This is a genomic window from Campylobacter sp. CNRCH_2016_0050h (assembly GCF_025772605.1).
Taxonomy (GTDB): Bacteria; Campylobacterota; Campylobacteria; order Campylobacterales; family Campylobacteraceae; genus Campylobacter_D; species Campylobacter_D lari_D.
Map to the genome: position 1 here is coordinate 1 of NZ_JAKMSK010000001.1, position 24,373 is coordinate 24,373.

Here is a 24,373-nt window from a genome sequence, read left to right on the forward strand (position 1 = left end):
TATGATAACAAAACGCATTAGGCTCAAAATCTGGTAAGGGCAACCTTGTGTCGGTTCGAGTCCGACCTCGGGCACCATTTGCTTTAGTTTTAAACTTATACTAGCTAAAATATACCATTTACAAAAAAACTTCTATAAAAGGTTTATGTTGAATTACACATTGACAAAAAAAGATAAAATATTTTATTATGAATTAAATTTGAAAAATCAAAACTTTTTTGATACTTTTTTAAAAATAATGGAAAATAGTATTTTTAAAGTAGAAAAAATTCAAGAAAATAATTTTATCGTAAGTGGAGGTAAATTTACTTGGATTTATGAAAATGGTAAAAATATCATAATAACAGAATCTGCCTTTGAGATAATTGCAAATTTTATTCTAGATGATTTTTTTAATCTTTACCGCCAAACTCAAACAGATAATGAAACAACAAATAAAACCAAAGACGTAACCGAAGAAAACTATACACCTAAAATGCAAGATTTCATGGATCAATTTAGTTGTTTTAATATTCCTCAAACTTTAGATGCAAAATCTTTAAAAATCAATGCACAAGATATGTTTGAATTTGCAAAACAAATAAATGCTATGAGAGATTATTATGAAGATGAATTTGAACAAAGTGGCAAAATGGATTCAGAGCAAAAAGCTTTAAAAAATTATCAAGAAAAAATTATACAAAAAGCCTTAAGAGATGTCTTAGATATCACTCAAGAAGAATTTGAAAAACTCTCTTTAAGTGATACAAAAAAAGCACAAGATTTTATCGATGATGCTTTGGAGATTGAGCTTTTAAAATATACTGATATATTTATCAATCATAAATTAGATGATGATATTTTCACATGTATAATTAAACCTTTACTTGAAGAAGAAACAAAAAATCAAATAGGTTTTATACAATCTAAATCTTTTAATAACGTCAATTCTAAAGAATATTTTTTCAATTTAATAAAAGCTGGTGCAAAAGTGACATTCAAGCAAGCTCAAAAAAGTATGATAATGCAAAATTTTTATTATTCTTTACAAGCACAGCTTTGCGAAATTTATAATCAAAATAATCAAAATTACAAATTAGAAGACGAAGAAATAAATAATTTTATAGAATCTTTACCTAACTATATAATTTTTAACAAAATAAACATAGCTTTGCAAATATCTCAAGTAACACAAGGAAAAGAGCGTATTAACCAACTTGATGATATTGAATGTTTATATGATGAGTGGCAAAAAGAAGAATGTATAGAACTTTTTATGTTAGATTATACCTATAGTCCTCCAAAACTTTTAGCTTATGAAAGAATTGATGCAAACTTAAATGATGAAGAGATAAAAAATAAAGACCAAGAACTCATAAGAGCGAAAAAATTTAATTTTAATGCCATAAAAGCTTACAAAATTAAAAAAAGAAATGATTTTTCTAAACAGATCTTAGAAGAGTTAGCTCCTTCACAAAAACACGAATATACTATAAATTTAAATTCTATTGAAGAAAAATACATAAAAGAAATTTTAAATTTAGGTGAAAATGTAAATATTACAAATTTTCACATAAATACTATCAATTCTTTATTTAATAAAATTATCCAAAAACTTTGTGGTAATTTTTTAGCATTAGATGATGTTTTAGAACAAAGCAAAATACACGATTTAATTCACAATGATTTTATCGAAATTTTAATGCAAAAAAGTGTTAGTAAAAAAACTTTGAAAAATATAAATATTTGTGTTTTTGAACCTATTTTTAGTACTAAAGAATACGATTTTTATTGTAATTTAGAAAATGAGCAAAAACAAAATTTTGCCTTAAAAATAGATCAAAATTTTTTCAAGACTTTATTAAAATGTGGAGTAAGTATCACTCAAAAACACCTAAAAAAGCTACAAACCTTGAAAGAATTTTATACCTTAATGCATAAATTAAATCTTGAAAATTTTAATCAAAATTTAAATTATTACGAAAATCAAATATACTACACAAAAGACCATATCAAAATTCAATTAAAAAATTTAAATAAAATCACAAATTTTCAAGAATTTTTAAATAAAAATACAAATTTTATAGCTTTAAATCAAATTTTAGATATTTTAAGTCAAATAAAAGATTTATCTTCGTATGAAAAAGAAGAATTTTTACAAAATTATGATTTTAAAGATTGGCAGCATACTGATGGTGAAATTTTTGTATATGATAGACAATACATTAATGAAAACTCCATAGGTTTTTTAAAAGCAAATAAAGAATTTCAAGAACCAAAAATACGCTTACTAGGTTTTACACAAATTAAACCAAACAATAGCATAGAAAGTCAAGCAGAAGAAATATTTGATTATTTAATGCTAGGAGAATCTCTTTTTGATTTAGATAATATATTAAATTTCTTAAATATCATTAAACACAAAGAATATTGCTATGCCTTAAAAGCTAATATAACCTATGGATTAACATACAGACGAATGATAAATTTAAAAGAATTAGCAAATTATCTAAAAACAGAAGAAATTAAAAATATTATATTTATCCAAAATGACGATGAGTGCTTTAACTCCTTAAGTAAAGCTTTGAAAATATTAAATTTAAAAGCAAATTTTGATTTTAAATTAGATTTAGATAATAATTTGCAAATTTTCATACTAGAAAATGAAGAGAATAAAAATTTAAAATCAGCTATTATGTTTGGAGATACCACAGAGGAAGAATATATTTTAGATTTTATAGAAAAAGAGCAGTTTAACCAAAACTCTCTTCCTTTACTTTTTGATTTAAATTTTAGACAAAATGGCAATGGAGGAATAGCTTTAAATTCTATTTTTTATCAAGGTTGTTGCTATTTGGAAGACAACTATACTAAAGTTGATAAATACATAGGTAGTTTTGATTTTTTTCAATGTAATTGTTTTTTAAAATATTTTAAAAATGATTTAAAAAAGATCATTATATCCTATATAGATAGAAGCGAAGAAGAGGATTTTAACATTGACGAAAATATAGAATTTAAATCTAATTTTGATAAAAAATTCTTTGACTATGTTTATTCTTATAAAAATTCTTACAATAATCTTTTTATATGTGAAAAAAATAATATACTTTATATTATGTTTTGTATAGATATGTATCAATCAAATTTAGAAGATAATTTTACATGCATGAGCTCTTTTATAAATAAACATTTTCCACTAAGTGTAAAGGAAGTTAAATTTTACTCACGAAGTCCTTATGAAAAATTTGGACTAGAAACATTTTATATACAAGAACAAATACAACTAGAAAAATTACAAAACATTAAACAAACAAATGAAAATTTTATTTCATTGCAAAGCATCAAAATGGCTAAAGAATTTTATGATACATTAAAACCTTTTGATGGTTTAAATGCTCTAAAAATTTATAATGAATTTAAAAAAATTTGCCTAACACCAGTGAATTTTTTAGAAAATACAGATAAAGATTGTGTAGATTTTTTTATAGATATTGATATTTCACACAATAGACCATTTATAGATGAATATTATATTTGTTTCAAATTTGAGAAAGATTTTTACACTTTTTTTAAAGATGAAAATCTAAGTAGATGGGTTTTAACGATAACTTTTAGTCTATCATATGATGAGTATCTTGAGCAAAACAAATCTTACTCAAGCAATGATAACAATGGAGAATTTATTAAATATGCAAATTTGAAAGAAGTAGATGATATGGAAAATCTAGAAATCAACTATGAAGAGCAACAAATAAGATGTGAAAAAATCTTTGACTTTATAGAAACAAATCCACTCTTTAAGAAATTTTTCAATAAAAACAATCCTAGGAATTTTAAATTACGATTTGCCACTTATGCTGAACAAATTGATGAAATAGTTTGGATTAATAACACTTGGATTAAATAAAGAAAGGAAAAAATAAAAACACTAAAAAATTGAAAACCAACAACACAGGAAAAATTATGGATTTTAATACCGATATTTTAGAAAGCTTAGATGATTTCAAAGCATTTTTAGATACAAAACCTAACAAAGAAGTTTTAAAGATCGTAAAAAATCATATTGATGATTTTATGGAGGGTGCGTATGATAATTTAGATCCAGAAAACTATGAAGTTGCTTTTGAAGAAGATACTGGTATACCTTATGATGAAGCAGATGAGGATGAATTTGAGGATTGGTTTATTAAAAATGTGCTTTATCATGATGATTTAAGTGAGATTTATAAAATACTAAAATCACTTGTTAAAGATTAAAACCCAATTTACAAAGAAAGGAAAAACAATGAAAACATTAGAAGAAATATTATCTTTAGAAGAAGATGTAGATAAATATGTAAAAAACTTATGTTTAGAATTTTATGATCTTGTAGAGGCTAACAAACTTGAAGAAGTTAAAGAATTTTTAAAAGATTATCCTGTGCCTGAAATATTTTTTTGAAAAATGCTATACACCTTATTGGGATAGTGAAAACAAAAGAGCTATTATAGATACTGCTATCACTTTAGCTTGTGCAGGACTTGCTTATGATAAAAGTAAAAGTTTTGAAATGATGGAGTATTTTGAAAATTTAGGACTTAAAGCCAATGAAGTGTGCTTTGGATACAATGTACTTAGTAGGTATATTGATAGAGATGGAAAAAATAAAGAAGTAATAGAGTATTTTTTTAAAAAAGGATGCACATTTGAAACTTATAATGAAGAAAGCGGCAGCACTCCTTTACATGAATGGATATTATGCGGCGAAGAAGTGAAGTATTTAGAAGAAGCTTTAAAACTAGGAGCAAATCCTAATATGAGAGCTATTAAAACAGAAAGTGAATTTAGCTTTACTAATACAGGAAAAACCTATAGGAGCTTGTGTGGAAGTGCTAATCAAATATGGAGCTGATGTAAATGCGGCTAATTGTTGTATAAGTGATATTGAAGATGGGAAAATTGAATATTATGATCCTGCTACTCCATTAGATAGAGCTAACACCTATGATATAAGCAAAAACATAAAAATCTTCAAAAAAGCAGGAGCTAAGACTTGGGAGGAATTGGTTGAAGAATACAATATCGATACAAGCTTAGAAGAACCAGAACAAATTAAAATGTATGAAGAAAGAAGAAAGGATAAAAAATAAGATTAATAAGGTAAAGAACAAAAAAGGATTTTTCATTGAAATTTAATGATGTGAAATTTAAAATCAAAGAATTTGAAAGTGTAGATATCATCAGTGATTATTCTCTTGCCTTTTATTTGCCTAAAGAAGAACATATGATGGGAGAAGAAAACAAGAATAAAAACCAAAAAACAAAAAAAGATGAATATCGCATCAATAAAAGTAATTCTTTAGAATATATACAAAAAATCAATGAAGAATTTGATAAATTAAAAGATTGATGCTTTACCTGCTAAAGAATATAAAAGAAAAAATTATGAATACGATGTATTTTATGATGTTTATACAAGTAAGGATAATATAAACAAGTGCATAAAAAAATCCCGATAGAAAATGGTGTGGCAATAGTAACAAAAGATTTTTTAGAGGAATTTTATGAAAATTCTGTTAAGGGTCAGTATAATTGTAAATGGTGTCTTATACCCAGACTAATCCGCAATGAAGGAGAATCTAGTTTTGATCCTGTGCCTATTTTAAATAGTAGCTTTGTCATTTCAGAATTAAGCAATATCAAACAAAAAACCCTTACTTTTCAAAGAAAAATAGCCAATGTGGAACATCCAAGTCATTTTGCTTTACAAAGCCCTAAGGAATTTAAAAGTATGCTTGAAAATGAGCAAAGCTTTGCTTCTTATGGTGGTAAAGAAAAACAAATAGAAGAGCTTTTAAAAAGCGCACAACATAAGCTTGAAACCATTAAAAAAGCAGATGGAATTTCTAAAAAAACTAAGGAAGATTTAGAGAAAAAGCAAAGAAAAGAAGTTGAAAAATGCAAAAAATTAAAAAATAGCAAGAAAAAAATTTCACCCAAACTCATAGGAGATACGGGAGAATATGTCACTTCTTTACTTTTTGGGAAAAGATCCACACGCTATTTAAGCAATCAAAGAAAACTAGATACTAATTTTAATACTAAAGGTTTTAATCGCACCATACCTGATTTTTTAGTAACGCTAAATGATTACCCTACTTTAGTAGAGGTTAAAAATGTTCAAGATCAAGCTTTAACAGAACAAATAAGCTTTGAGTTAAAACTTGCTAGAGAATATGAGCTTGATTATTTATTTTTATGCAATCATTACACAAAATTAATAGATAATATAACTAATCTAGAGATATTTAATAAAGACAATAAAAACCATAAAGGATCAAGAAGTGGTTTTATCTACCACAGACATGCTCACAGAAGCATAAAGACAATATTTAAAGAAATATATCTACACCATATCAAAGGAGCAGCACCTAATAAAATAGTAATAAAAAGATTAAATTTAAATGACCCTGTTCATATAGAAGAAGAATTAAACAAAAACAAACAAATACAAAAAAACTAAAGGAAAAACAATGAAAACATTAGAAGATATCAAAGCTATGAGTTTTGAAGAAAAAATGCAAATTCAAAAACAGTTATTTGATTTTATTAGTAATAATGACTTGGAAAATGTTAAAAATCTTTTAAAAGATTATCCCATAAAAGAAAGCTTTTATGAGGCGCATTTTACATACCATCATAATAATGAAGATTATGAGCTATCTTTATTTGATCCAGCAGCAAGCTTATTAAGGGCCGCATTTGCTTGTGAAGAAAATAATAATGATTTTTCTATTTTAGATTATTTATTTGATGAGTATGGTTTAAGTTTAAAAGATCCTAAATATAATTTTGCTTTTCCCGACATGAAACATATCAAAGAAGCTAATGAAAAATATATTTTAATGAAAAAAGTAGAAGGAAATAGCATTATTTATAAAAAAGCTCTAATCTACGCATATATACTAGGCACTAAAAACCCAAATTCTCAAATCATACAATATCTAGTCAATCGTGGAGCTAAATTTGAAGTGCATAAAGATGACTTTGGTTGGACTCCTATGCATTTTTGGGTTATGCAAAATAATTATGAATTATTAGAACTAGCTATTAAAGGAGGGGCTAATGTAGATATGCAAACCCGACTTATTCAAGAGAGTGAATACAATGAAACTCTTTTATTTGAAGCTGTAAGCGAACCTGAAACTTATAAGGTTACAAAGCTTTTAATCGAACTTGGAGCTAATGTGAATTTTGCTACCCCAAGAACTCCTTTAGATAATGCAAAAGGATCTAGAAATAAAAAGCTTTTAAAAGATGCAGGAGCAATGACTTCAGAGCAAATTAGAAAAAAATATAATTTACCAGCATATGATTCTTCTCATTGTGAAATTAATGGAAAAACTGATTTTGACTTATTAGGTAAATATCGTGATGAATGCTCCAAACTTTTAAACGATGCTATAAAAAAAGCCAAGGAGAATGGAGAAAAAAAAGATGTAAATAAAGTTTCAACACAAGAAACTACAATAATTTTAGGAAAAACTCCTAAAGAGCTTATAGATGCTGTGCAAAATTTTAAAGTTTTAAAAGCTTTAAATTTATTACAAAATGACGCTATTAAAAGCATCGACAAAGACATTTTAAAAATATGTGATGATGCTATAAATGAGTTAATCGATAAAGTTGTAGTAGATTCTAACAAAGGTAAAAATATAGGAGATGGTATTTATATAGAATTTAGTGAATTTATTTGCATTGATTATAATGATGATGGTTATAAAGATTATAGCGGGTGTGTAAGGAAAGAACTCAAAAAAAGTAGTCTTTATGAGCTAAAAAAGATTTTAGAAGATATTATAAAGGGTAAAAGCATAGAATCTGCTTTGCACAGTTGTGCTTTTTATGATAAAAAAGGTAAATTTAAACCAAAACATCCAAATCTTTGCTACATTCCATTTAATCTTTTTGAATTAAAAATATTAGTAGAGATGGAATTTATATCTTTAGGGCAAATTGATTTAAGTTACATAAAAGACCTAAATCAACTTTTTGCTAGTTATTCTATGGAAATCATTCATTTGCATACAAATAGGAAAGATTTTAGCGGGATAGAGTCTTGGGATGTGAGCCAAATCAAATACATGAATGGACTTTTTAAAGGATTAAAAGATTTTAATGCGGACTTAAGCAAGTGGAAAGTTACAAATGTAAAAGATTTTGAAGAGATGTTTTGTGATTGTGAGTCTTTTAAAAGTGATTTATCTAAATGGAAACCAAAAAAAGCTGAAAATATCAATTCTATGTTTCATGGAGCAAAATCTTTTGACTGCGATTTAAGCGAATGGAATCTACCAAGCGAATTAGTAGAACAATCAAACAATATATTTAGTGACTGCTCTTTACAAAATAATCCACCTTCATGGTATAAAGCAGTATTTGATATGGATAATCCAAGCTATGAATTATTATGTAAGCTTGTTAAGGCGCATGATTATAAGCAGGCTAAGATTATTTTAGAAAAAATAATTCCTTTGCAAAATGAACAATACAAACATATCACTCAGCTTTGTTTTTATGTACCAAAAGGAACGATAAGCAATGCAATGCCAGATGAGGATTTTTTTAGTACTCTTGTAAAAAATGCAAAATCTCAAGGCTTTCATATTCCTATTAGTGATGAAGTGATGCATACTTGTTTGCGTTTTGATAAACTAGAATATGCTAAATTTCTTAGAACATTAGGCTATAAAGTAGTAATTACTAAAGAAAACAAATTTGGTTTATCTGTTGCATTAGAACATAAGTTGAGCACAGAAAACAAAAATATTTTAGAGTTTATCTTGGATAATCTTGATAGTAAAATCAATACTACATTTTTTGAAAATATTAGACTTAATCAAACGCCTAATATAAGATTTTGCGATGCAGATGATGAAACACTTGATTTTTTCTTTCAAGAATTAATAAAGCGTTACCCTAAAGAGATGCTTGATGAAAAACTACTAGTTATGTTTGTGCATAGCGATCTTATTTATTTACTTTTTAAACATGGATTAAAAATAGATTTAAAAAATATACCATATGATCTAAATATAGTAGGAAGGTATTACTTAGCGCCGATTCAGAAAATGCTCGCTTATGAAGCAAAGGGAAGAGTATCAAGATTTTTACAGCTTTTAAGACATAATTTATTGCGTGCAGATTCTATTATAGAATATCATACTGGAGTAAAAGCCCCTGCGTTGCTTATTTTTTTAGATAATTTTAAGGATAGATTAGACCTTGATGGTAAAGAATACCCAATAAAAGACATTTTAATAGAATTTGCAAGTCATAATGTAGATATACAAAAGCTTGGAACTTTTTATGATAAAGATTTTTATGAAATTTTAAAATTAAGCGAATATAAACAAGAAATATTGAAAATTTTTAAAAAATAAATATATATTATATTTGACAAACAAAAATGGTTTTTTATATATATTTTAGTTATCTTAAAAATTCTGTCTTACTAAAAAATAATTAAATTTTTAACTAAAAAATATATAAAAACCTTTTTTGAGACATTTTATAGGATAACCTTGTGATTTTTTAAAATGGCATTGAATTTTATCAACTTAAATTTGCATATATAAAATCTCATATAAAATTCAAACCTATTTTTATTTAAATACTTAAGTTTTACATTTTTGAGCTATCACATCCATAGCTTCTTGCGAGAGAACAAAATTTGTATGATAAAGCAAGCAGCTACCCATATCAAGTACTTTTAACACAAGCTTTTTATTATTAGCATCTTTTGGATTATGTCTTGTATTAGCTAGATCATAAATTTCATACACCATATCTTTACTAAGCTTATTAATGTCAAGTTCTATGATATTTTCTTCAAATTTCATAGGATCTTGTGTAAATTCTTCTTTGTTTTCTTTTTTTACAAAGCTTTTTTTCTTACTAAAAGATTTTAGCTCATTTTCTTTTGCTTCTTCTAGAGTGTAAATTTCATTTAAACTAAAGCTTAAGTCATTGTCATTGTTTTTATATCTTAGTAAAAAGGCAAAGGCTTCATCTTTGCTTTCTTTAAAAAGTGTTTCAACTTTTTCTACTTGAGTTTCAAAAATAATCATATCAAAAGAAGAATAAAAATCTAAAACCACAGCCTTAGCATATCTTTTACCACTTTTACTCATCATTGATTTAAAATCTTCAATCTTTCCTACAACCAAAAGCTCACCCTCGCCTTTGAGTGTTTCAAAATCCATACTTTTAAAATATTCTATACCTTCTATTTGACTTGCAAATTTATCTAAAGGATGACCTGATACATAAATTCCTAAGATTTCTTTTTCATAGCCTAGTTTTTCTATTAACTCAAATTCTACTTTGCTATCGTGAAGCCCTACTTTGATATCTGCTGCTATTTCTTCTTCTCCAAAAAGAGAAGCAGTAGAATTTCTTTTAACTTCAGCTATTTTTCTACTTGTTTCTGAAATAAGCTCAAGATTATCCACCAAGCATTTTCTAGTATAGCCAAACTCATCAAAAGCACCTGATTTAGCTAAATTTTCTATAGTTTTTTTATTAATCTTAGTAGGATCAATAGAGCTTATAAAATCATCAAAATCACTAAAGCCCTCTTCCTTGCGAATAGTCATGATATTTTCTATCGCAGGAATTCCCACACTCTTAATCGCTCCAAGCCCATAAATAATAGCTTCAGAACCATCTTCGAGCTTAGTTGCACTAAATTCTCTTTGAGCTTTATTGATATTTGGCGGCAAAAGCTTGATATTCATTCTTTTCATCTCTTCAATGTATTTTGCGACCTTATCCACATTGCTTTCTTCACTTGTTAAAAGCGCAGCCATAAATTCACTTGGATAATAAGTTTTTAAATACGCTGTTTGAAAGGTTATAAGCGCATAGGCAGCCGAGTGAGATTTATTAAAACCATATTCAGCAAATTTCAAAATAAGCTCAAACAAATCATCAGCCTTTTTCTCATCATAGCCTTGTTTTTTAGCGCCTTCTAAATACTCTGCTTTAAGATTATCCAAAATTTCTCTTTTTTTCTTACCCATAGCACGGCGTACATTATCAGCTCCACCCAAAGAAAAACCACCAATTTTTTGTACTATTTGCATAACCTGCTCTTGATAAACTATAACCCCATAAGTGTTTTCAAGTATAGGTTTTAAATCTTCAAATGCATAAGTAGCAGCCTTTCTACCATGTTTGATATCGATAAAATCATCCACCATCCCACTATCAAGTGGTCCTGGTCTATATAAAGCCAAAACCGCGATTAAATCTTCAAATCTTTCAGGCTTTAACCTAGCATTCAAACTTTGCATACCGCCTGATTCTATTTGAAAAATACCCAAGGTATTACCACTTTGTATGGTTTTATAAACCTTAGGATCATTCATATCAATCTTTTCCCAAATTACATCTTTACCATAGCGCTTTTTTACTAGCTTAATCGCATTATCAATTACTGTAAGAGTTTTTAAACCCAAAAAGTCAAATTTGATTAAATCTACATCTTCAAGATATTCTTTAGAATACTGGGTTACCAAATGACGCTCATCATTTTTGCTTTGTCTAAAAAGCGGAGCTTTATTCCACAAAGCTTCATTAGATATCACAACTCCGGCCGCGTGCATACCTGCATTTCTATTTAAACCCTCTAGTGCCTTAGCAAAATCCCAAACTTGACGCCCCTTTGGATGAGAATTTACAAATTCAGCTATTTTTGGTTCTTGCTCATAAGCTTTTTCTAAAGTAATTTTTAGCTCTTCAGGAACTAATTTTGCCAAAGCATCTGCATCAGGTATGCTCATATCACAAACCCTAGCTACATCACGGATTACCCCCTTTGCTAAAAGCTTACCAAAGGTAATGACTTGTGCAACCTTTTCAGCTCCATATTTATCGATCACATAATCAATCACTTCCCCTCTTCTATCTTGACAAAAATCCACATCAATATCGGGCATTGATACACGCTCAGGATTTAAAAATCTCTCAAAAAGAAGATTATAAGGTATAGGATCTAAATCTGTAATTTTCAAACAATACGAAACTAAACTCCCCGCTGCACTCCCACGCCCTGGGCCAACTGGTATATCTTTTTCCTTAGCTGCGGCGATAAAATCATGAACGATTAACATATAACCTGAAAATTTCATATTTTTAATAATACTAATTTCTAAATCAAGCCTATCTTTATACTCTTGGTGCTTACTCTCATCGATAAATTGAAGTCTTTCTTCTAAGCCTTTTTTACAAAGATACTCAAAAACTATATCATCATTATCAAAGCTAAATTCTTGATCTTCTTGTGCTAGATTTAAACTATATTTTTTTGCATATTCACGGGTAAATTTAAAATTTGGTGGGGTTGGATCGCCTAGTTTTAATTCTAAATTGCATTTATTAGCTATTTCTTGAGTATTTTCAATGGCTTCAGGAATATCAGCAAAAAGCTCGCTCATTTGCTCTGGTGTTTTTACATAAAACTCATGCACCTCATGTCTTAAACGCCCTGGATCATCAAGCTTAACCCCCATGGCTATACACATAAATACTTCATGAGCAGCTGCTCTTTCTTTAAAAGTGTAATGCGTATCATTAGTTGCAATAATTTTTATATCAAGCTCTTTAGCAAGTTTGATGATAGAATCATCGATAAATTTTTGATCATCAATACCATGACGCATAATTTCAAGGTAAAAATCATCTCCAAAAACCTTTTTATACCATAAAGCTGCTTCTTTTGCACCCTCATAACCCTTTGCGCCAAATTTTATATTTCTTTCATTCTTGGTATTTAAATGCCAATTAACCTCACCTTGCAAACACGCAGAAGAGCAAATCAAACCCTCACTATGAGCCTCTAAAAGCTTTTTATTAATCCTTGGGTAATAATACAAGCCATGTATATAACTTTGCGAGCTCAAATACATCAAATTTTTATAACCAATTTCATTTTTAGCAAATAAACAAAGATGGAAACGCTGTCTTGAGCTTTTATCACTTAAATCATCGTGATTATGTAAATATGCTTCAAGCCCTATAATAGGCTTAATTCCTTCAGCTCTCATTGTTTTATAAAAATCAATAGCACCAAACATATTTCCATGATCAGTCATAGCAACACTTGTTGCACCTTGTGCTTTTAGCGTTTTAGCTAGCTCTTTGAGTTTATTTGCTCCATCAAGTAAAGAATATTCTGTATGTAAATGCAAATGTGTAAATTGGCTCATATTTTTCCTTGTATTTTTTTATTATTATAAAAAAAAACCTTAAATTTAAAACTTACAAGCATAAAAAATGTATAATAGCTTACTTTCAAAAAAGGAGTAAAAAATGGAAGTAAAAATTTATTATTGTAATCTTTGAAATTACAAACCACAAGCTGCAAGGGTTGCAGAAGAAATACAAAATGAATTCAAAGATGCGCAAATTTCTACCATAGAAAAAGGTGGTGGTCATTTTATAGTAGAAGTAGATGGTAAAATCATTTACTCTAAAAAAGACTTGTTTAATTGTGAAGTAGATAGATTTCCTCATGAGGGTGAAATTACCAAGCTTATGAAACAAATATAAGCTAAACCCTCATTAGCGAGGGTTTATTTTGTTAAAGGAATAAGCATACCTTCATAAAGTTTTTGATAAATTTCTTCTGAGCATAAATGTTTAGCAAGCTCTAAACCAAATAAAATAGCCGTAGCAGGCCCAGCTGCTGTGATGACATTTTCATTTACCACAACTGCTTTATTTACTCTTATACCTTCAATACCCGCTTCACAACCAGGATAGCAAGAAAACTCCCCGTTAATCACCCCTGCTTTTGCCAATACCATAGGTGAAGCACAAATAGCAGCTACGATTTTTTTCTTAGCATGTAAATCTTGTATGATTTTTATGATAAGTGAATTGTTTTTTAAATTCATCATACCTTCAAATCCACCTGCCAAAGCGATTGCATCTAAATTTTCTTGATCAACACTAGCCAAACTCACATCAGCCCTTATGCTAATTCCATTAGCTCCTTGCACTAAAAGCTCATCATCTAGTGAAGCAATAATAACTTCTAAATTTCCACTAGCCTCCCCTGCTCTTTTTAAAACATCAGCTATACCTATAAATTCAGCCTCTTCAAAACCTTTTGCCAAAGGCACTAAAACTTTTTTCATTTTTCCTCCTTTTAGTCAATAAATCTTTTATTTAATTCATGAAAATATTCTATGCGTCTATCGCGTAGAAATGGCCACCATCTACGCACATTTTCACATCTTTGCATATCAATTTCAACGATTTTACAAAGCTCTTGTTTATCATCAGCCCTAAAAAGCTCTTCACCTTGAGCCCCAAAAACAAAAGAATTCCCCCAAAATCTTATACCTTCTTCCACACCGCTTTCATCTTTTTCAAAACCCACTCTATTAATAGCTACTACAGGTAAGCCATTAGCTATAGCATGACCTCTTTGCACACCTATCCAAGCTTCAAGCTGTCTTTGTTTTTCTTCTTTTTCATCCTTATCAAACCAACCTATAGCGGTAGGATAAATTAAAATTTGAGCTCCCTTTAAAGCCATTAACCTAGCAGCTTCAGGATACCATTGATCCCAGCATATTAAAACACCAAGCTTTCCAACACTTGTTTGTATAGGCTCAAAACCCAAATCACCTGGAGTAAAATAAAATTTTTCATAAAAACAAGGATCATCAGGAATATGCATTTTGCGGTATTTGCCTGCTATGGAGCCATCTTTTTCAAATACCACACTAGTATTATGATAAAGCCCTGCACTTCTTTTTTCAAATAAAGAAGTTACCAAAACAACTTTATTTTCCCTAGCTATATTAGACCAAAATTTAACATCCTCTTCATAGTCATTTGCCAAATCAAAAAAGTTTGTATTTTCACTTTGACAAAAATACTGCGTTTGATGAAGCTCTTGCAAACACACAAGCTCAGCCTTTTCTTTTGCTGCTTGTTTAATAAGTTCGCATGTTTTTTCTATAGTTTTTTCTTTATTTTGTTTAAATTCTTGCTGAATGAGCGCTAATTTCATTTTTACTCCTTTCTTCTTCTGAATCATCATAAGGATCTAAATGTATATGGATATTCCAAAAATCATCTTTAAAATGTTCTCTTATACTATCTTCAATCTCATCACCAATCTCATGAGCTTTTAAAAGTGATATTGTAGGTTCAAAAACTAAATGCACACTAACATAAAGCATATCAGGACTTTTTCTAGTTTTTAAATGATGAAAACTTTTGACTTCTTTATTTGTACTTATGATTTGTTTAATCACTTCAACTTGTTCTTTATCAATAGCTACATCTAATAAAATTTTAGAACTTTCCTTAATGATTTTAAAAGCTGAAAAAATCGTATATAAACTTATAGCTATACCAAATAATCCATCAATAAAATGATAATTTGTAAAAGCTATAATCACAAGTGCTAAAAGCGTTAAAGCATTAGTCAAGAAATCTATTTTGTAGTGTAAGCTATCAGCTTTTATAATCAAGCTTTTTGTTTTTTTAGCAACATAATTTAAAAAAACCACCAAACACAAAGTCACAGCCATAGCAAAAGCCATGACAAAAATTCCAAGATCAAGTTTTTCTACACTTTCTTGATTGTGAATTTTCAAAACACTCTCATAAAAAATATAAACCCCAATCCCACTAATAACAAGACCTTCAAAAAGCCCCATTAATGCTTCAATTTTACTAAGGCCAAAATTATATTCCTTGCTAGAGCCTTGAGAACTTTTTTTCAAAGCTAAAAAATTTAAACCCGAAATCACACAATCAAGCAAAGAATCAATCGCACTAGAAAGTACTGCAACAGAACCTGAAGCTAATCCTACTGCAAATTTTATAATAGCTAAAAAAATAGCACATACACTTGCAATGATAGTTGCGCTTTTTTGTAAATTCATCTTTGACCTTCATAGCGGTTTTGACAAGAACAATGCAAAGAACCATTTTGTCTTAAAAACACCCTTGCATCAACCCCTACTACTTTTCTATCTTTGCATGCTTTTTGTAAATTTTCTAATACCAAAGCATCATTTTCATCATTATAAGTTGGCACTATCAAACCACCATTAACAAAAACAAAATTTGCATAAGTAGCACCAAGTCTTTTACCTTCAAAATACAAAGGCTTAGGTAAAGGAAGCTCTAATAAATCAAATCCTGTTTTTTTAAGTTCCTCTTCCATAGCCTTTAAAGGTTTATAATGCTCATCATTTTCATCTTTACACACACAATAAGCAATAGTTTTTTCATTTATAAATCTTGCTAGAGTATCTATATGATGATCAGTATCATCGCCTTTTATATAACCATGATTTAACCATATAATTTGTTTTAAGCCAAAAATTTCTTTTAACTTAGCTTCAATTTGCTCTTTATTTAAATGTGAATTTCTATTTTCATTTAACAAACAAGCACTCGTTGTAAGCATTACTCCTTGCCCGTTAAAATCAATGCTTCCACCTTCTAAAATAAAATCTATTTTTTCTAATTTTCCAGATAATTTTTGTGCAAAAAGTTTAGAATTTACAGCATTATCTAAAGAACTTTGAAATTTATCCCCCCAAGCATTAAAAGTAAAATCAAGCCCTATAATTTTATCATCTTCACGCGCATCAATTGCACCAAAATCTCTAATCCAAGTATCATTAGTATCACACTTAAAAAAATCTAGATTTTTTATATGTTTAAATCTTTGAAAATCTTTTTCACTTGGAGCAATAAGTAAAACTTTTTGAAAATTTGCCACAGCTTTAATAAATTCCTCATAGCTTTGCATAATTTCTTCTAAATAAGGACTCCAATCGCTATTTTTATGGGGTAATGAAAGTAAAAGTAGTTCCTGTTTTTCCCATTCTGCTATGCTTTGTCTCATTGATAATTTCCTTTGGATAAAATGTATAAAAAGGTAACATTAATTACATATTCTAAAAAATATTAATAATATCATTTTTATCTTTAAAAACGGCATAGTAGTATTTAAAGATACTTTTACATTAAAAATATTTAATATTTTTTTAAATTTCAAGTTATAAGATGAAAATAAGACAAGTTCAAGGAGGTAAAATGAAAAAAATTGTATATTCTGTCTTATCTTTATCTTTTTTAATGAGTTCTGCTTTTGCCATTGATCAAGCAAAACTTCAAGCAAAAAAGCAAACAGGTATCCATTTACAAAGTGCACAATGGAAAGTCCCAAATACTATAGAAAATGGTATTATCATTGAAGATAAACTTCCAAATTCACCTTATACTCAAGCAGTCATTTTGGGTAATAAAATTTTAAATTACACCACAAACTATATAGGACCTCAAGCAAAAAATCCTAAAAATCGTTATGCAGGTAATAATCTTTCTTGCTCAAGCTGTCATGCTAATGCTGGAACTATAAAAAATCAATCAGGTTTTGTAGGAATTTATGCACGCTTTCCACAATATAATGCAAGAGCGGATAAAATAATCACTCTAGAAGATAGAATTAATGGCTGTATGGAAAGATCCATGAATGGCAAAAGGCTTCCAAACAACTCTCCTCAAATGAAAGCCATACTTGCTTATATGCATTATATTTCTCAAGGTATAGAAGTAGGAGCAAAAACACAAGGACAAGGATTACCTAAAATATCCTTTTTAAAAAGAGCAGCAGATCCTAAAAAAGGTAAAGAAATTTATCAAAATAAGTGCGTAGCCTGCCATGGAGAAAATGGAGAGGGGATAAAAAGTAATGATCCTAGTATGAGTTATTACATATATCCTGCTTTATGGGGAAATGATAGTTACAACACAGGTGCTGGCATGTATAGACTTATCAAAGCTACAAGTTATATCAAAGCAAATATGCCAAAAGATGATGCAACCTTAACTCTAGAACAAGCTTATGATGTGGCAGCCTATATTAATTCTCAACCAAGACCTATTAAAAAGAATAGAAATAAAGACTTTCCAGATCGTGATGTAAAACCTGCAGATATGGATGTAAAACCTTATGCTAAACATGATAAATTTAGTATAGAGCAACATCATTATGGTCCTTTTGAACCTTTATATATTAATACAAAATAATTTTTAAGAATAGCTAATTCTAGCTATTCTTTTTTTAAAACCCAAGCAAAATACCATATCGCAAAAGATAAAAGCAAAATCATAAAAAGCTTTTTATCATACACTCCAAAACCAATATAAAGCACAGAATACATAAAACCAAAACTTCCTACATAAATGCAAATTCTACTCATTAAACCATTTTCTACTGCTCTAAAACATGGACATTTGTGAAAAAATTTCTTTTTTGTTTCTTTGGGTTTAAAAAAACTCAAAATCGCACTTAAAATCAGTAAAAAACTTAAAAAATATAAAACCTTATCCATTAATGAAAATACCTTAACCAAGCAGGAATTGCACTTTGCTCTTCTCTTAAAGAACTTTCTTCTCCATGCCCTGGAAAAAGCTTAAAATCTTTTTCATAAGCTAAAACTTTAAGCAAACTCTCTTTCATCTTAGTTGCATCTGAGTAAGGAAAATCCCACCTACCAATACTACGATAAAATAAAAAATCCCCACTAAAAAGCACATCTTCACCCACAAGTTCTATCATACAACACCCTGGAGTATGCCCTGGGAAATGATGAAATTTAAACTTAAACTCATCTATACTAAATTCATTTTCATTTTCTATCAATACATCAGCACTTGAATGCTCAAAACCATAATTAAAAGGATCTTCTAGCATAAAAGCATCATCTTTATGGATAAAAATTGGAATTTCATAAGCCATTTTAACTTTAGCATTATCATAAACATGATCATAATGACCATGGGTATTTAAAATAGCTAAAGGTTTGCTTGTATTTTCTTTGATAAACTTATAAGCATTTTCTCCTGGATCGATGATAATTTGCTTGTTATTATGATCTATAATATAACAATTTGTTTCATACATTCCACATGGTTGTTTCAAAATACGCATATAAACTTCCTTTTAACTAAATCAAATATAATTTTAAAAAATTAATATTTAAAGATTTTTTATGAATTATACAAAATTACAAGAATTATTGATCAATTTTATAAAAGAACAAGCAAGAGATAAAAATCTCATCTTAGGTTTAAGCGGTGGGATAGATTCAGCTTTAGTAGCTCATCTTTGCAAAAAAGCAGTAGGTGAAAAACTTTTTGTGCTTTTAATGCCTACAAAATATTCTAAAAAAGAAAATTTAGATGATGCGTTAATGCTATGTGATCATTTGCAAATTCATCACAAGATCATTTATATTGATGAAGTACTTTGTGCTTATGAAAAAATTTGTCAAGATTTAAGCCATTTACGTTTTGGGAATTTAGCTGCAAGAGTGCGTATGAGCTTGCTTTATGATTATTCAGCCTTGCATAATGCTTTAGTGGTAGGCACTTCTAATAAAAGTGAACTTATGCTTGGTTATGGAACTATTTATGGAGATTTAGCTTGCGCTTTTAATCCTTTAGCTACACTTTATAAAAGTGAAGTTTTTGAGCTTGCTAAATTTATAGGTGTACATGAAAATTTCATACAAAAAGCCCCTAGTGCTGATCTTTGGCCAAATCAAAGTGATGAAAAAGATCTTGGCTATAAATATGAAGTTTTAGATGAAGTTTTAAAAGCTTTAGAAAATAATCAAAGCTTAGAAAATTTTGATGAGAATTTAAAAAATTTAGTCTTAGAGCGTGTGCAAAATAATGCCTTTAAAAGAAAACCTCCAATAACATTAAAGAATACATATGACTTGGCTTGATCGGTATTTTTTTAAACCTAATTTTTTGCAAAAAATTCTAGCCTTTTTGCTTTTACCTTTTAGCTTTTTATATATGATTATAGCTATTTTAAATACTAAATTTAAAAAAGAACTTGATTTTGATTTACCCATTATAAGCATAGGTAATCTAACCCTAGGAGGCAATGGAAAAACTCCCATTTGTAAAGCCATAGCTGCTGAATTTGAAAATTGTTTTATCATCTTAAGAGGCTATAAAAGACAAAGTGAAGGCTTAATCATCGTTAAACACAAAGATAAAATTTTATGCAGCATTAAAGAAAGTGGCGATGAAGCTATGGAGTATGCACTTACAAAGCACATTAGTGGAGTGATAGTAAGTGAAGATAGAGTTAAAGGCATACAAAAAGCTATCGAACTTGGAGCAAAGATCATACTTTTAGACGATGCTTTTTCTAAATTTCATATTAAAAAACTTAGTATTTTATTACAAAGTAAAGATGAGCCTTTTTTTGATTTTACCCTACCTAGCGGGGCTTATCGTTTACCAAAATCTTTTGCTAAAAGGGCTGATTTTATAGCTAAAGAAAATGAAGATTTTGTGCGTTATTCTCATGTAAAAGAAAACCAAAAAGCTATTTTAATAAGCTCTATTGCAAAGCCTTTTAGATTATATGAGCATTTTATTAAAGCTAGGGCTTGTTATTTTTTTGCTGATCATTATACTTTCAAAAAAGAAGAATTAGAAAAACTTTTAAAAAAACACAATTGTGACACCTTAATGCTAACCTTTAAAGACTATGTCAAGGTAAAAGATTTTGGCTTTAAAACAGAATTAATTCATCTTGATATTATTTTAAAAGACGGCTTTAAGCAAATTTTGCAAGATTATATTGATAAATTTAACAATAAGGAAAAAAATGTTACTACACTCAACCCAAGATAAAAATCACCAAGTAAGCTTTTCAAAGGCCTTACTTAGCCCTAGTGCACCTAATAATGCTTTATATGCACCACTTAATCTACCAAAGCTTGATAATGAAGCTTTAAAAAATTTAAACTACAAAGAATTAGCTTTAAAAATTATCGCAGCTTTTGATTTTGATTTAGAGCCTGAAGTTTTTGAAAAAGCTTTGAAAACTTATGAGAGTTTTGATGATAAAACCTGCCCTATTAATTTAAGAAAAATTAATGATAAGCTTTATATTAATGAATTATTTCATGGGCCAACAAGAGCTTTTAAAGACATGGCATTGCAGCCTTTTGGCGTGCTTTTGGAATGCTTAAAAAAAGATGATGATTTTTTAATCATGTGTGCTACAAGTGGCGATACAGGGCCTGCTACGCTAAAAAGCTTTGAAAATAAAAAAGGCATAAAAGTAGTTTGCATTTACCCAAATGAAGGCACAAGTAAAACTCAAGCTTTACAAATGACACACTCAAATGCAAGCAATTTAAAATCCATAGCCATTGAAGGCAATTTTGATGATGCACAAAATGCCCTAAAAACACTTTTAAATGATGAAGATTTTAAAAACACCTTAAAAGAAGAAAAGTTAAGTCTAAGTGCTGCAAATTCAGTTAATTTCGGAAGAATACTTTTTCAAATCATCTATCATTACTATGCTAGCTTAAAAATTGATAAAACAATAGACATTATTGTGCCGAGTGGAAATTTTGGCGATGCTTTGGGAGCTTATTATGCTAAAAAAATGGGAGCAAATATAGGTAAAATTAAAATTGCTTCCAACTTAAACAATATCTTAAGTGAGTTTTTTAATACAGGTAAATACGATTTAAGAAATAAAAACTTACAAAAGACTATTTCCCCTGCTATGGATATACTCATATCATCAAATATAGAAAGATTGCTTTTTGATAAATTCAAAGATGAACGCACCAAAGAACTTATGCAAGCTTTAAAGAATGAAAAATATTATGAGCTTAGCCAAAAAGAACTAGAGCTTTTACAAGAAGACTTTGAAGCTGATTTTTGCAATGATAATGAGTGTATGCAATATATCAAACAATACAGCCACTTAGGACTTTTAGACCCTCACACTTGCACTTGTTTTAAAATGCTTGATTCTAACACCACAACACTCATCACTTCCACAGCACAATGGAGTAAATTTACCCCAAGTATGTATCAAGCAATTTATAACAAAGAATGTCAAGATGAACAAGCTTGTATGCAAGAACTTGCAAAAGAATTTAAGCAAGAAATTCATCCAAATATTGCAAGCTTATTTACAAGCACTCAAAAACAAAATCAAGTTTGCAAACTCAAAAATATAAAACAAACTATTATAGAATGGATAAAACAATGATAATCATACCAGCAAGATTAAAATCAAGTCGTTTTGAAAATAAAATTTTATGCGAAATTGACAATTTACCTATGTTTATTTATACAGCTAAAAAAATGCAAGAAGTTGATGAAGTGTGTGTGGCACTTGATGATGAAGAGGTTTTAAAAATAGCACAAAAACACAATATAAAAGCAGTTTTAACAAGCAAAAATCATGAAAGTGGCACTGATAGGATCAACGAAGCTTGTCAAATTTTAAAACTAAATGAAAATGAGTTAATCATTAATGTCCAAGCTGATGAACCTTTTATAGAAACACAAAATATTAAAGATTTTAAAGAATTTAGCCAAAAAGCTTTTGAAGATGAGCTTTGTTTTATGAGTAGTTGCTACAAAGAAGTAGATGCAAAAGCTTGCGATGATCCAAATTTGGTTAAAGTAGTTACTGATAGTAATGATTATGCTTTATATTTTTCAAGATCTAAAATTCCTTATGAAAGGGCAAATTATAAACAAAATTTTAAAGCCCACCTTGGAATTTATGCATATAGGGTTAAAAATTTACAAGAATTTTGTACTTTGAAAAACTCAGCTTTGGAAGAATGTGAAAAATTAGAACAATTAAGAGCCTTAGAAAATGGCAAAAAAATCAAAATGTTAAAAATACAAAGTCAAAGCATAGGTATAGATACAAAAGAAGATTACGAGAGGGCTTTGGCTAAATTTGGAGTTAAAAAATGAAAAAAATACTTTTTTTACTAAGCTTGTTTTTTACACTCCATGCAAAAGAATTAATCGTAGGCATGGAGTTAGCCTACCCTCCTTTTGAAATGAGTGATACTAAAGGCAATCCAAGTGGTATTAGTGTAGAGTTTTTACAAGCCTTTGCTAAGAAAAAAAACTATGATTTAAAAATTCAAAACATAGCTTGGGATGGACTTATACCTGCTTTAAGGACTCAAAAAATAGATCTCATCATGTCTTCTATGAGTATAAGCGAGCAAAGAAAAAAAGTAATAGATTTTACCTTGCCTTATGCTAAGGCAAATTTAGCGATATTAAGCGCTAAAAAATCAAATATTAATTCCATAGAAGATTTAAATCAAAAAGGAAAAATCCTTGCTTTAAAAAGAGGTTCAAGTGCACATTTATATGCTCAAAAAAATCTTAAAAACGCAAAAATCTTAGTATTTGATAAAGAAAATGCAGCCATTTTAGAAGTCATTCAAGCAAAAGCTGATGCTTTTATTTATGATCAAATGAGTATTTATAAAGCATGGAAAAAACATCCTGAGCAAACAAAAGCTATTTTTACCCCTTTTGAAAAAACACCTGAGCAATGGGCCATAGCTTTAAATAAAAACAATACCAAATTAAAAGAAGAGCTCAATGAGTTTATTTTAAAATCTAAAAAAAATGGTCTTTTTGATAAACTAAGTCAAAAATATCTCAAAGATATGCAAGAAGTTTTCAAAGAACAAAAGCTTGAGTTTTTCTTTTAAGAAAAACTCTTTTCAAGTTTTCTTGAAAACATAGAAATAGGTAAAGTTAAAACCAAATAACAAAGCGCTAAGGGAATATAAATTTCTAAAGTAGAAAAGGTAAAAGCATTAATTTCTTGAGCATTTTGAGTTAATTCTGAAATAGCTATAACGCTTAAAAGAGAGCTATCTTTGATCAAATTACTAAGTTGTCCACTTAGTGGTGCTAAGATATTTTTTAAAGCTTGAGGAAAAATCACACTTTTATAAATTTCAAACTCACTCAAACCCAAAGCCTTAGCACTTTCATATTGCATTTTATCAACACTTAAAATCCCTGCTCTAAATATTTCACAAATATAAGCACTAGCAAATAAAGCTAAAATCAAAACTCCACAAACATAGCGATTATCAAGCCCCAAATTATCTGCAAAAATATAATAAATCAATAAAATTTGCACTAGCAAAGGTGTGCCTCTAATAAGCTCTATAAAAACTCTTGCAAACATATTAAAAAGCACGATTTTACAAAGACTCATATAACACAAAATCAAAGCAAAAATCACACCTACAATCAAAGACAAAACACTAATAAAAAAACTCGTAAAAAAACCTTGTATCATTTTGTCTTTATACTCATAAATTGCCATAAAATCAAAATTATAACTAGCACTTAAAAAAGATAAATAAAAAAATAAAAACAATAAAAATGCTAGCAAAAAGGCATTAACTGCAAACACCTTTGGACTGATTTTTTTATGCTCATTAAATTTATTACGCACTATAAAAAGATGATTCAATT

General features: G+C 28.7%; 23 protein-coding genes. 15 read left to right on the forward strand and 8 right to left on the reverse strand.

Annotated features, from left to right (window positions below):
- Positions 1–148: 148 nt before the first annotated feature.
- From L8X28_RS00005 to L8X28_RS08340, 8 genes are all read left to right on the forward strand, one after another.
- Positions 149–3,889 (forward strand): hypothetical protein, encoded by a 3,741-nt coding sequence (locus tag L8X28_RS00005; RefSeq protein WP_263665153.1) that lies wholly within the window; start codon positions 149–151, stop codon positions 3,887–3,889.
- Between the two features lie 56 nt (positions 3,890–3,945).
- Positions 3,946–4,239, forward strand: coding sequence for a hypothetical protein (locus tag L8X28_RS00010; RefSeq protein WP_263665154.1), 294 nt, complete (start codon positions 3,946–3,948; stop codon positions 4,237–4,239).
- A gap of 28 nt (positions 4,240–4,267) precedes the next feature.
- Entirely contained in the window at positions 4,268–4,423 is a 156-nt protein-coding gene (locus L8X28_RS00015; protein WP_263665155.1) for a hypothetical protein, read from the forward strand.
- A 109-nt stretch (positions 4,424–4,532) separates the two neighbouring features.
- A complete protein-coding gene (locus tag L8X28_RS00020; RefSeq protein WP_263665156.1) occupies positions 4,533–4,874 on the forward strand; it encodes a hypothetical protein in 342 nt (113 codons plus the stop codon).
- Positions 4,846–5,112: a hypothetical protein gene (locus L8X28_RS00025; RefSeq protein ID WP_263665157.1), complete on the forward strand. Its 267-nt coding sequence runs from the start codon at positions 4,846–4,848 to the stop codon at positions 5,110–5,112. Before L8X28_RS00020 ends, L8X28_RS00025 begins: the two co-directional genes overlap by 29 nt.
- A 35-nt stretch (positions 5,113–5,147) precedes the next feature.
- Positions 5,148–5,372, forward strand: coding sequence for a hypothetical protein (locus tag L8X28_RS00030; RefSeq protein WP_263665158.1), 225 nt, complete (start codon positions 5,148–5,150; stop codon positions 5,370–5,372).
- Positions 5,373–5,459: 87 nt separating this feature from the next.
- Positions 5,460–6,485 carry a putative toxin gene (locus L8X28_RS00035; protein WP_263665159.1) on the forward strand — a complete coding sequence of 342 codons (1,026 nt, stop codon included), beginning with the start codon at positions 5,460–5,462 and terminating at the stop codon, positions 6,483–6,485.
- 10 nt (positions 6,486–6,495) lie between these two features.
- Positions 6,496–9,405, forward strand: a complete 2,910-nt coding sequence (locus tag L8X28_RS08340; protein WP_318529618.1) for a BspA family leucine-rich repeat surface protein — start codon at positions 6,496–6,498, stop codon at positions 9,403–9,405.
- Between the two features lie 234 nt (positions 9,406–9,639).
- Here L8X28_RS08340 and dnaE read toward each other — a convergent pair whose 3' ends face one another.
- Positions 9,640–13,233: a DNA polymerase III subunit alpha gene (dnaE, locus tag L8X28_RS00050; RefSeq protein WP_263665160.1), complete on the reverse strand. Its 3,594-nt coding sequence runs from the start codon at positions 13,231–13,233 to the stop codon at positions 9,640–9,642.
- 103 nt (positions 13,234–13,336) lie between these two features.
- Between dnaE and L8X28_RS00055 the strand changes: the two genes are divergently transcribed.
- The gene (locus L8X28_RS00055) at positions 13,337–13,576 is read left to right on the forward strand and encodes a SelT/SelW/SelH family (seleno)protein (protein WP_257906301.1); all 240 of its coding nucleotides are present in this window, start codon (positions 13,337–13,339) and stop codon (positions 13,574–13,576) included.
- A 23-nt stretch (positions 13,577–13,599) separates the two neighbouring features.
- On the opposite strand, the gene L8X28_RS00060 is transcribed toward L8X28_RS00055, so the two are convergent.
- The 4 genes from L8X28_RS00060 to L8X28_RS00075 are packed head-to-tail and all read right to left on the reverse strand — an operon-like array spanning position 13,600 to position 16,907.
- A complete protein-coding gene (locus L8X28_RS00060) occupies positions 13,600–14,166 on the reverse strand; it encodes a DJ-1 family glyoxalase III (RefSeq protein ID WP_263665161.1) in 567 nt (188 codons plus the stop codon).
- An 11-nt stretch (positions 14,167–14,177) separates the two neighbouring features.
- A complete protein-coding gene (locus L8X28_RS00065; RefSeq protein ID WP_263661777.1) occupies positions 14,178–15,050 on the reverse strand; it encodes an N-carbamoylputrescine amidohydrolase in 873 nt (290 codons plus the stop codon).
- Positions 15,019–15,933, reverse strand: a complete 915-nt coding sequence (locus tag L8X28_RS00070) for a cation diffusion facilitator family transporter (protein WP_263665163.1) — start codon at positions 15,931–15,933, stop codon at positions 15,019–15,021. The genes L8X28_RS00065 and L8X28_RS00070 overlap by 32 nt, the downstream gene beginning before the upstream one ends.
- Positions 15,930–16,907: an agmatine deiminase family protein gene (locus L8X28_RS00075; RefSeq protein WP_263665165.1), complete on the reverse strand. Its 978-nt coding sequence runs from the start codon at positions 16,905–16,907 to the stop codon at positions 15,930–15,932. The genes L8X28_RS00070 and L8X28_RS00075 overlap by 4 nt, the downstream gene beginning before the upstream one ends.
- A 191-nt stretch (positions 16,908–17,098) precedes the next feature.
- On the opposite strand from L8X28_RS00075, the gene L8X28_RS00080 reads away from it, so the two are divergent.
- A complete protein-coding gene (locus L8X28_RS00080; protein WP_263665166.1) occupies positions 17,099–18,094 on the forward strand; it encodes a c-type cytochrome in 996 nt (331 codons plus the stop codon).
- A gap of 23 nt (positions 18,095–18,117) precedes the next feature.
- Here L8X28_RS00080 and L8X28_RS00085 read toward each other — a convergent pair whose 3' ends face one another.
- Both L8X28_RS00085 and L8X28_RS00090 read right to left on the reverse strand, forming a co-directional pair.
- On the reverse strand, positions 18,118–18,399 hold the full coding sequence (locus L8X28_RS00085; RefSeq protein ID WP_263664443.1) for a hypothetical protein: 282 nt from the start codon (positions 18,397–18,399) through the stop codon (positions 18,118–18,120).
- Positions 18,399–18,998: an MBL fold metallo-hydrolase gene (locus L8X28_RS00090; RefSeq protein WP_263665168.1), complete on the reverse strand. Its 600-nt coding sequence runs from the start codon at positions 18,996–18,998 to the stop codon at positions 18,399–18,401. Before L8X28_RS00090 ends, L8X28_RS00085 begins: the two co-directional genes overlap by 1 nt.
- Positions 18,999–19,059: 61 nt before the next feature.
- Here L8X28_RS00090 and L8X28_RS00095 point away from each other — a divergent pair, with 61 nt between their 5' ends.
- From L8X28_RS00095 to L8X28_RS00115, 5 genes are read left to right on the forward strand one after another with little or no spacing between them, the layout of a single operon-like run.
- A complete protein-coding gene (locus tag L8X28_RS00095; protein WP_263665169.1) occupies positions 19,060–19,800 on the forward strand; it encodes an NAD+ synthase in 741 nt (246 codons plus the stop codon).
- A complete protein-coding gene (locus L8X28_RS00100; protein WP_263665170.1) occupies positions 19,787–20,725 on the forward strand; it encodes a tetraacyldisaccharide 4'-kinase in 939 nt (312 codons plus the stop codon). Before L8X28_RS00095 ends, L8X28_RS00100 begins: the two co-directional genes overlap by 14 nt.
- The gene (gene thrC / locus L8X28_RS00105) at positions 20,700–22,109 is read left to right on the forward strand and encodes a threonine synthase (RefSeq protein WP_263665171.1); all 1,410 of its coding nucleotides are present in this window, start codon (positions 20,700–20,702) and stop codon (positions 22,107–22,109) included. The genes L8X28_RS00100 and thrC overlap by 26 nt, the downstream gene beginning before the upstream one ends.
- Complete coding sequence (gene kdsB, locus L8X28_RS00110; RefSeq protein ID WP_220567098.1) at positions 22,106–22,831, forward strand: 3-deoxy-manno-octulosonate cytidylyltransferase; 726 nt, start codon at positions 22,106–22,108, stop codon at positions 22,829–22,831. Before thrC ends, kdsB begins: the two co-directional genes overlap by 4 nt.
- Positions 22,828–23,592: a transporter substrate-binding domain-containing protein gene (locus L8X28_RS00115; protein WP_263665174.1), complete on the forward strand. Its 765-nt coding sequence runs from the start codon at positions 22,828–22,830 to the stop codon at positions 23,590–23,592. The genes kdsB and L8X28_RS00115 overlap by 4 nt, the downstream gene beginning before the upstream one ends.
- Here L8X28_RS00115 and L8X28_RS00120 read toward each other — a convergent pair.
- Complete coding sequence (locus tag L8X28_RS00120) at positions 23,589–24,371, reverse strand: amino acid ABC transporter permease (protein WP_263660060.1); 783 nt, start codon at positions 24,369–24,371, stop codon at positions 23,589–23,591. The genes L8X28_RS00115 and L8X28_RS00120 overlap by 4 nt on opposite strands.
- Between the last annotated feature and the right edge of the window lie 2 nt (positions 24,372–24,373).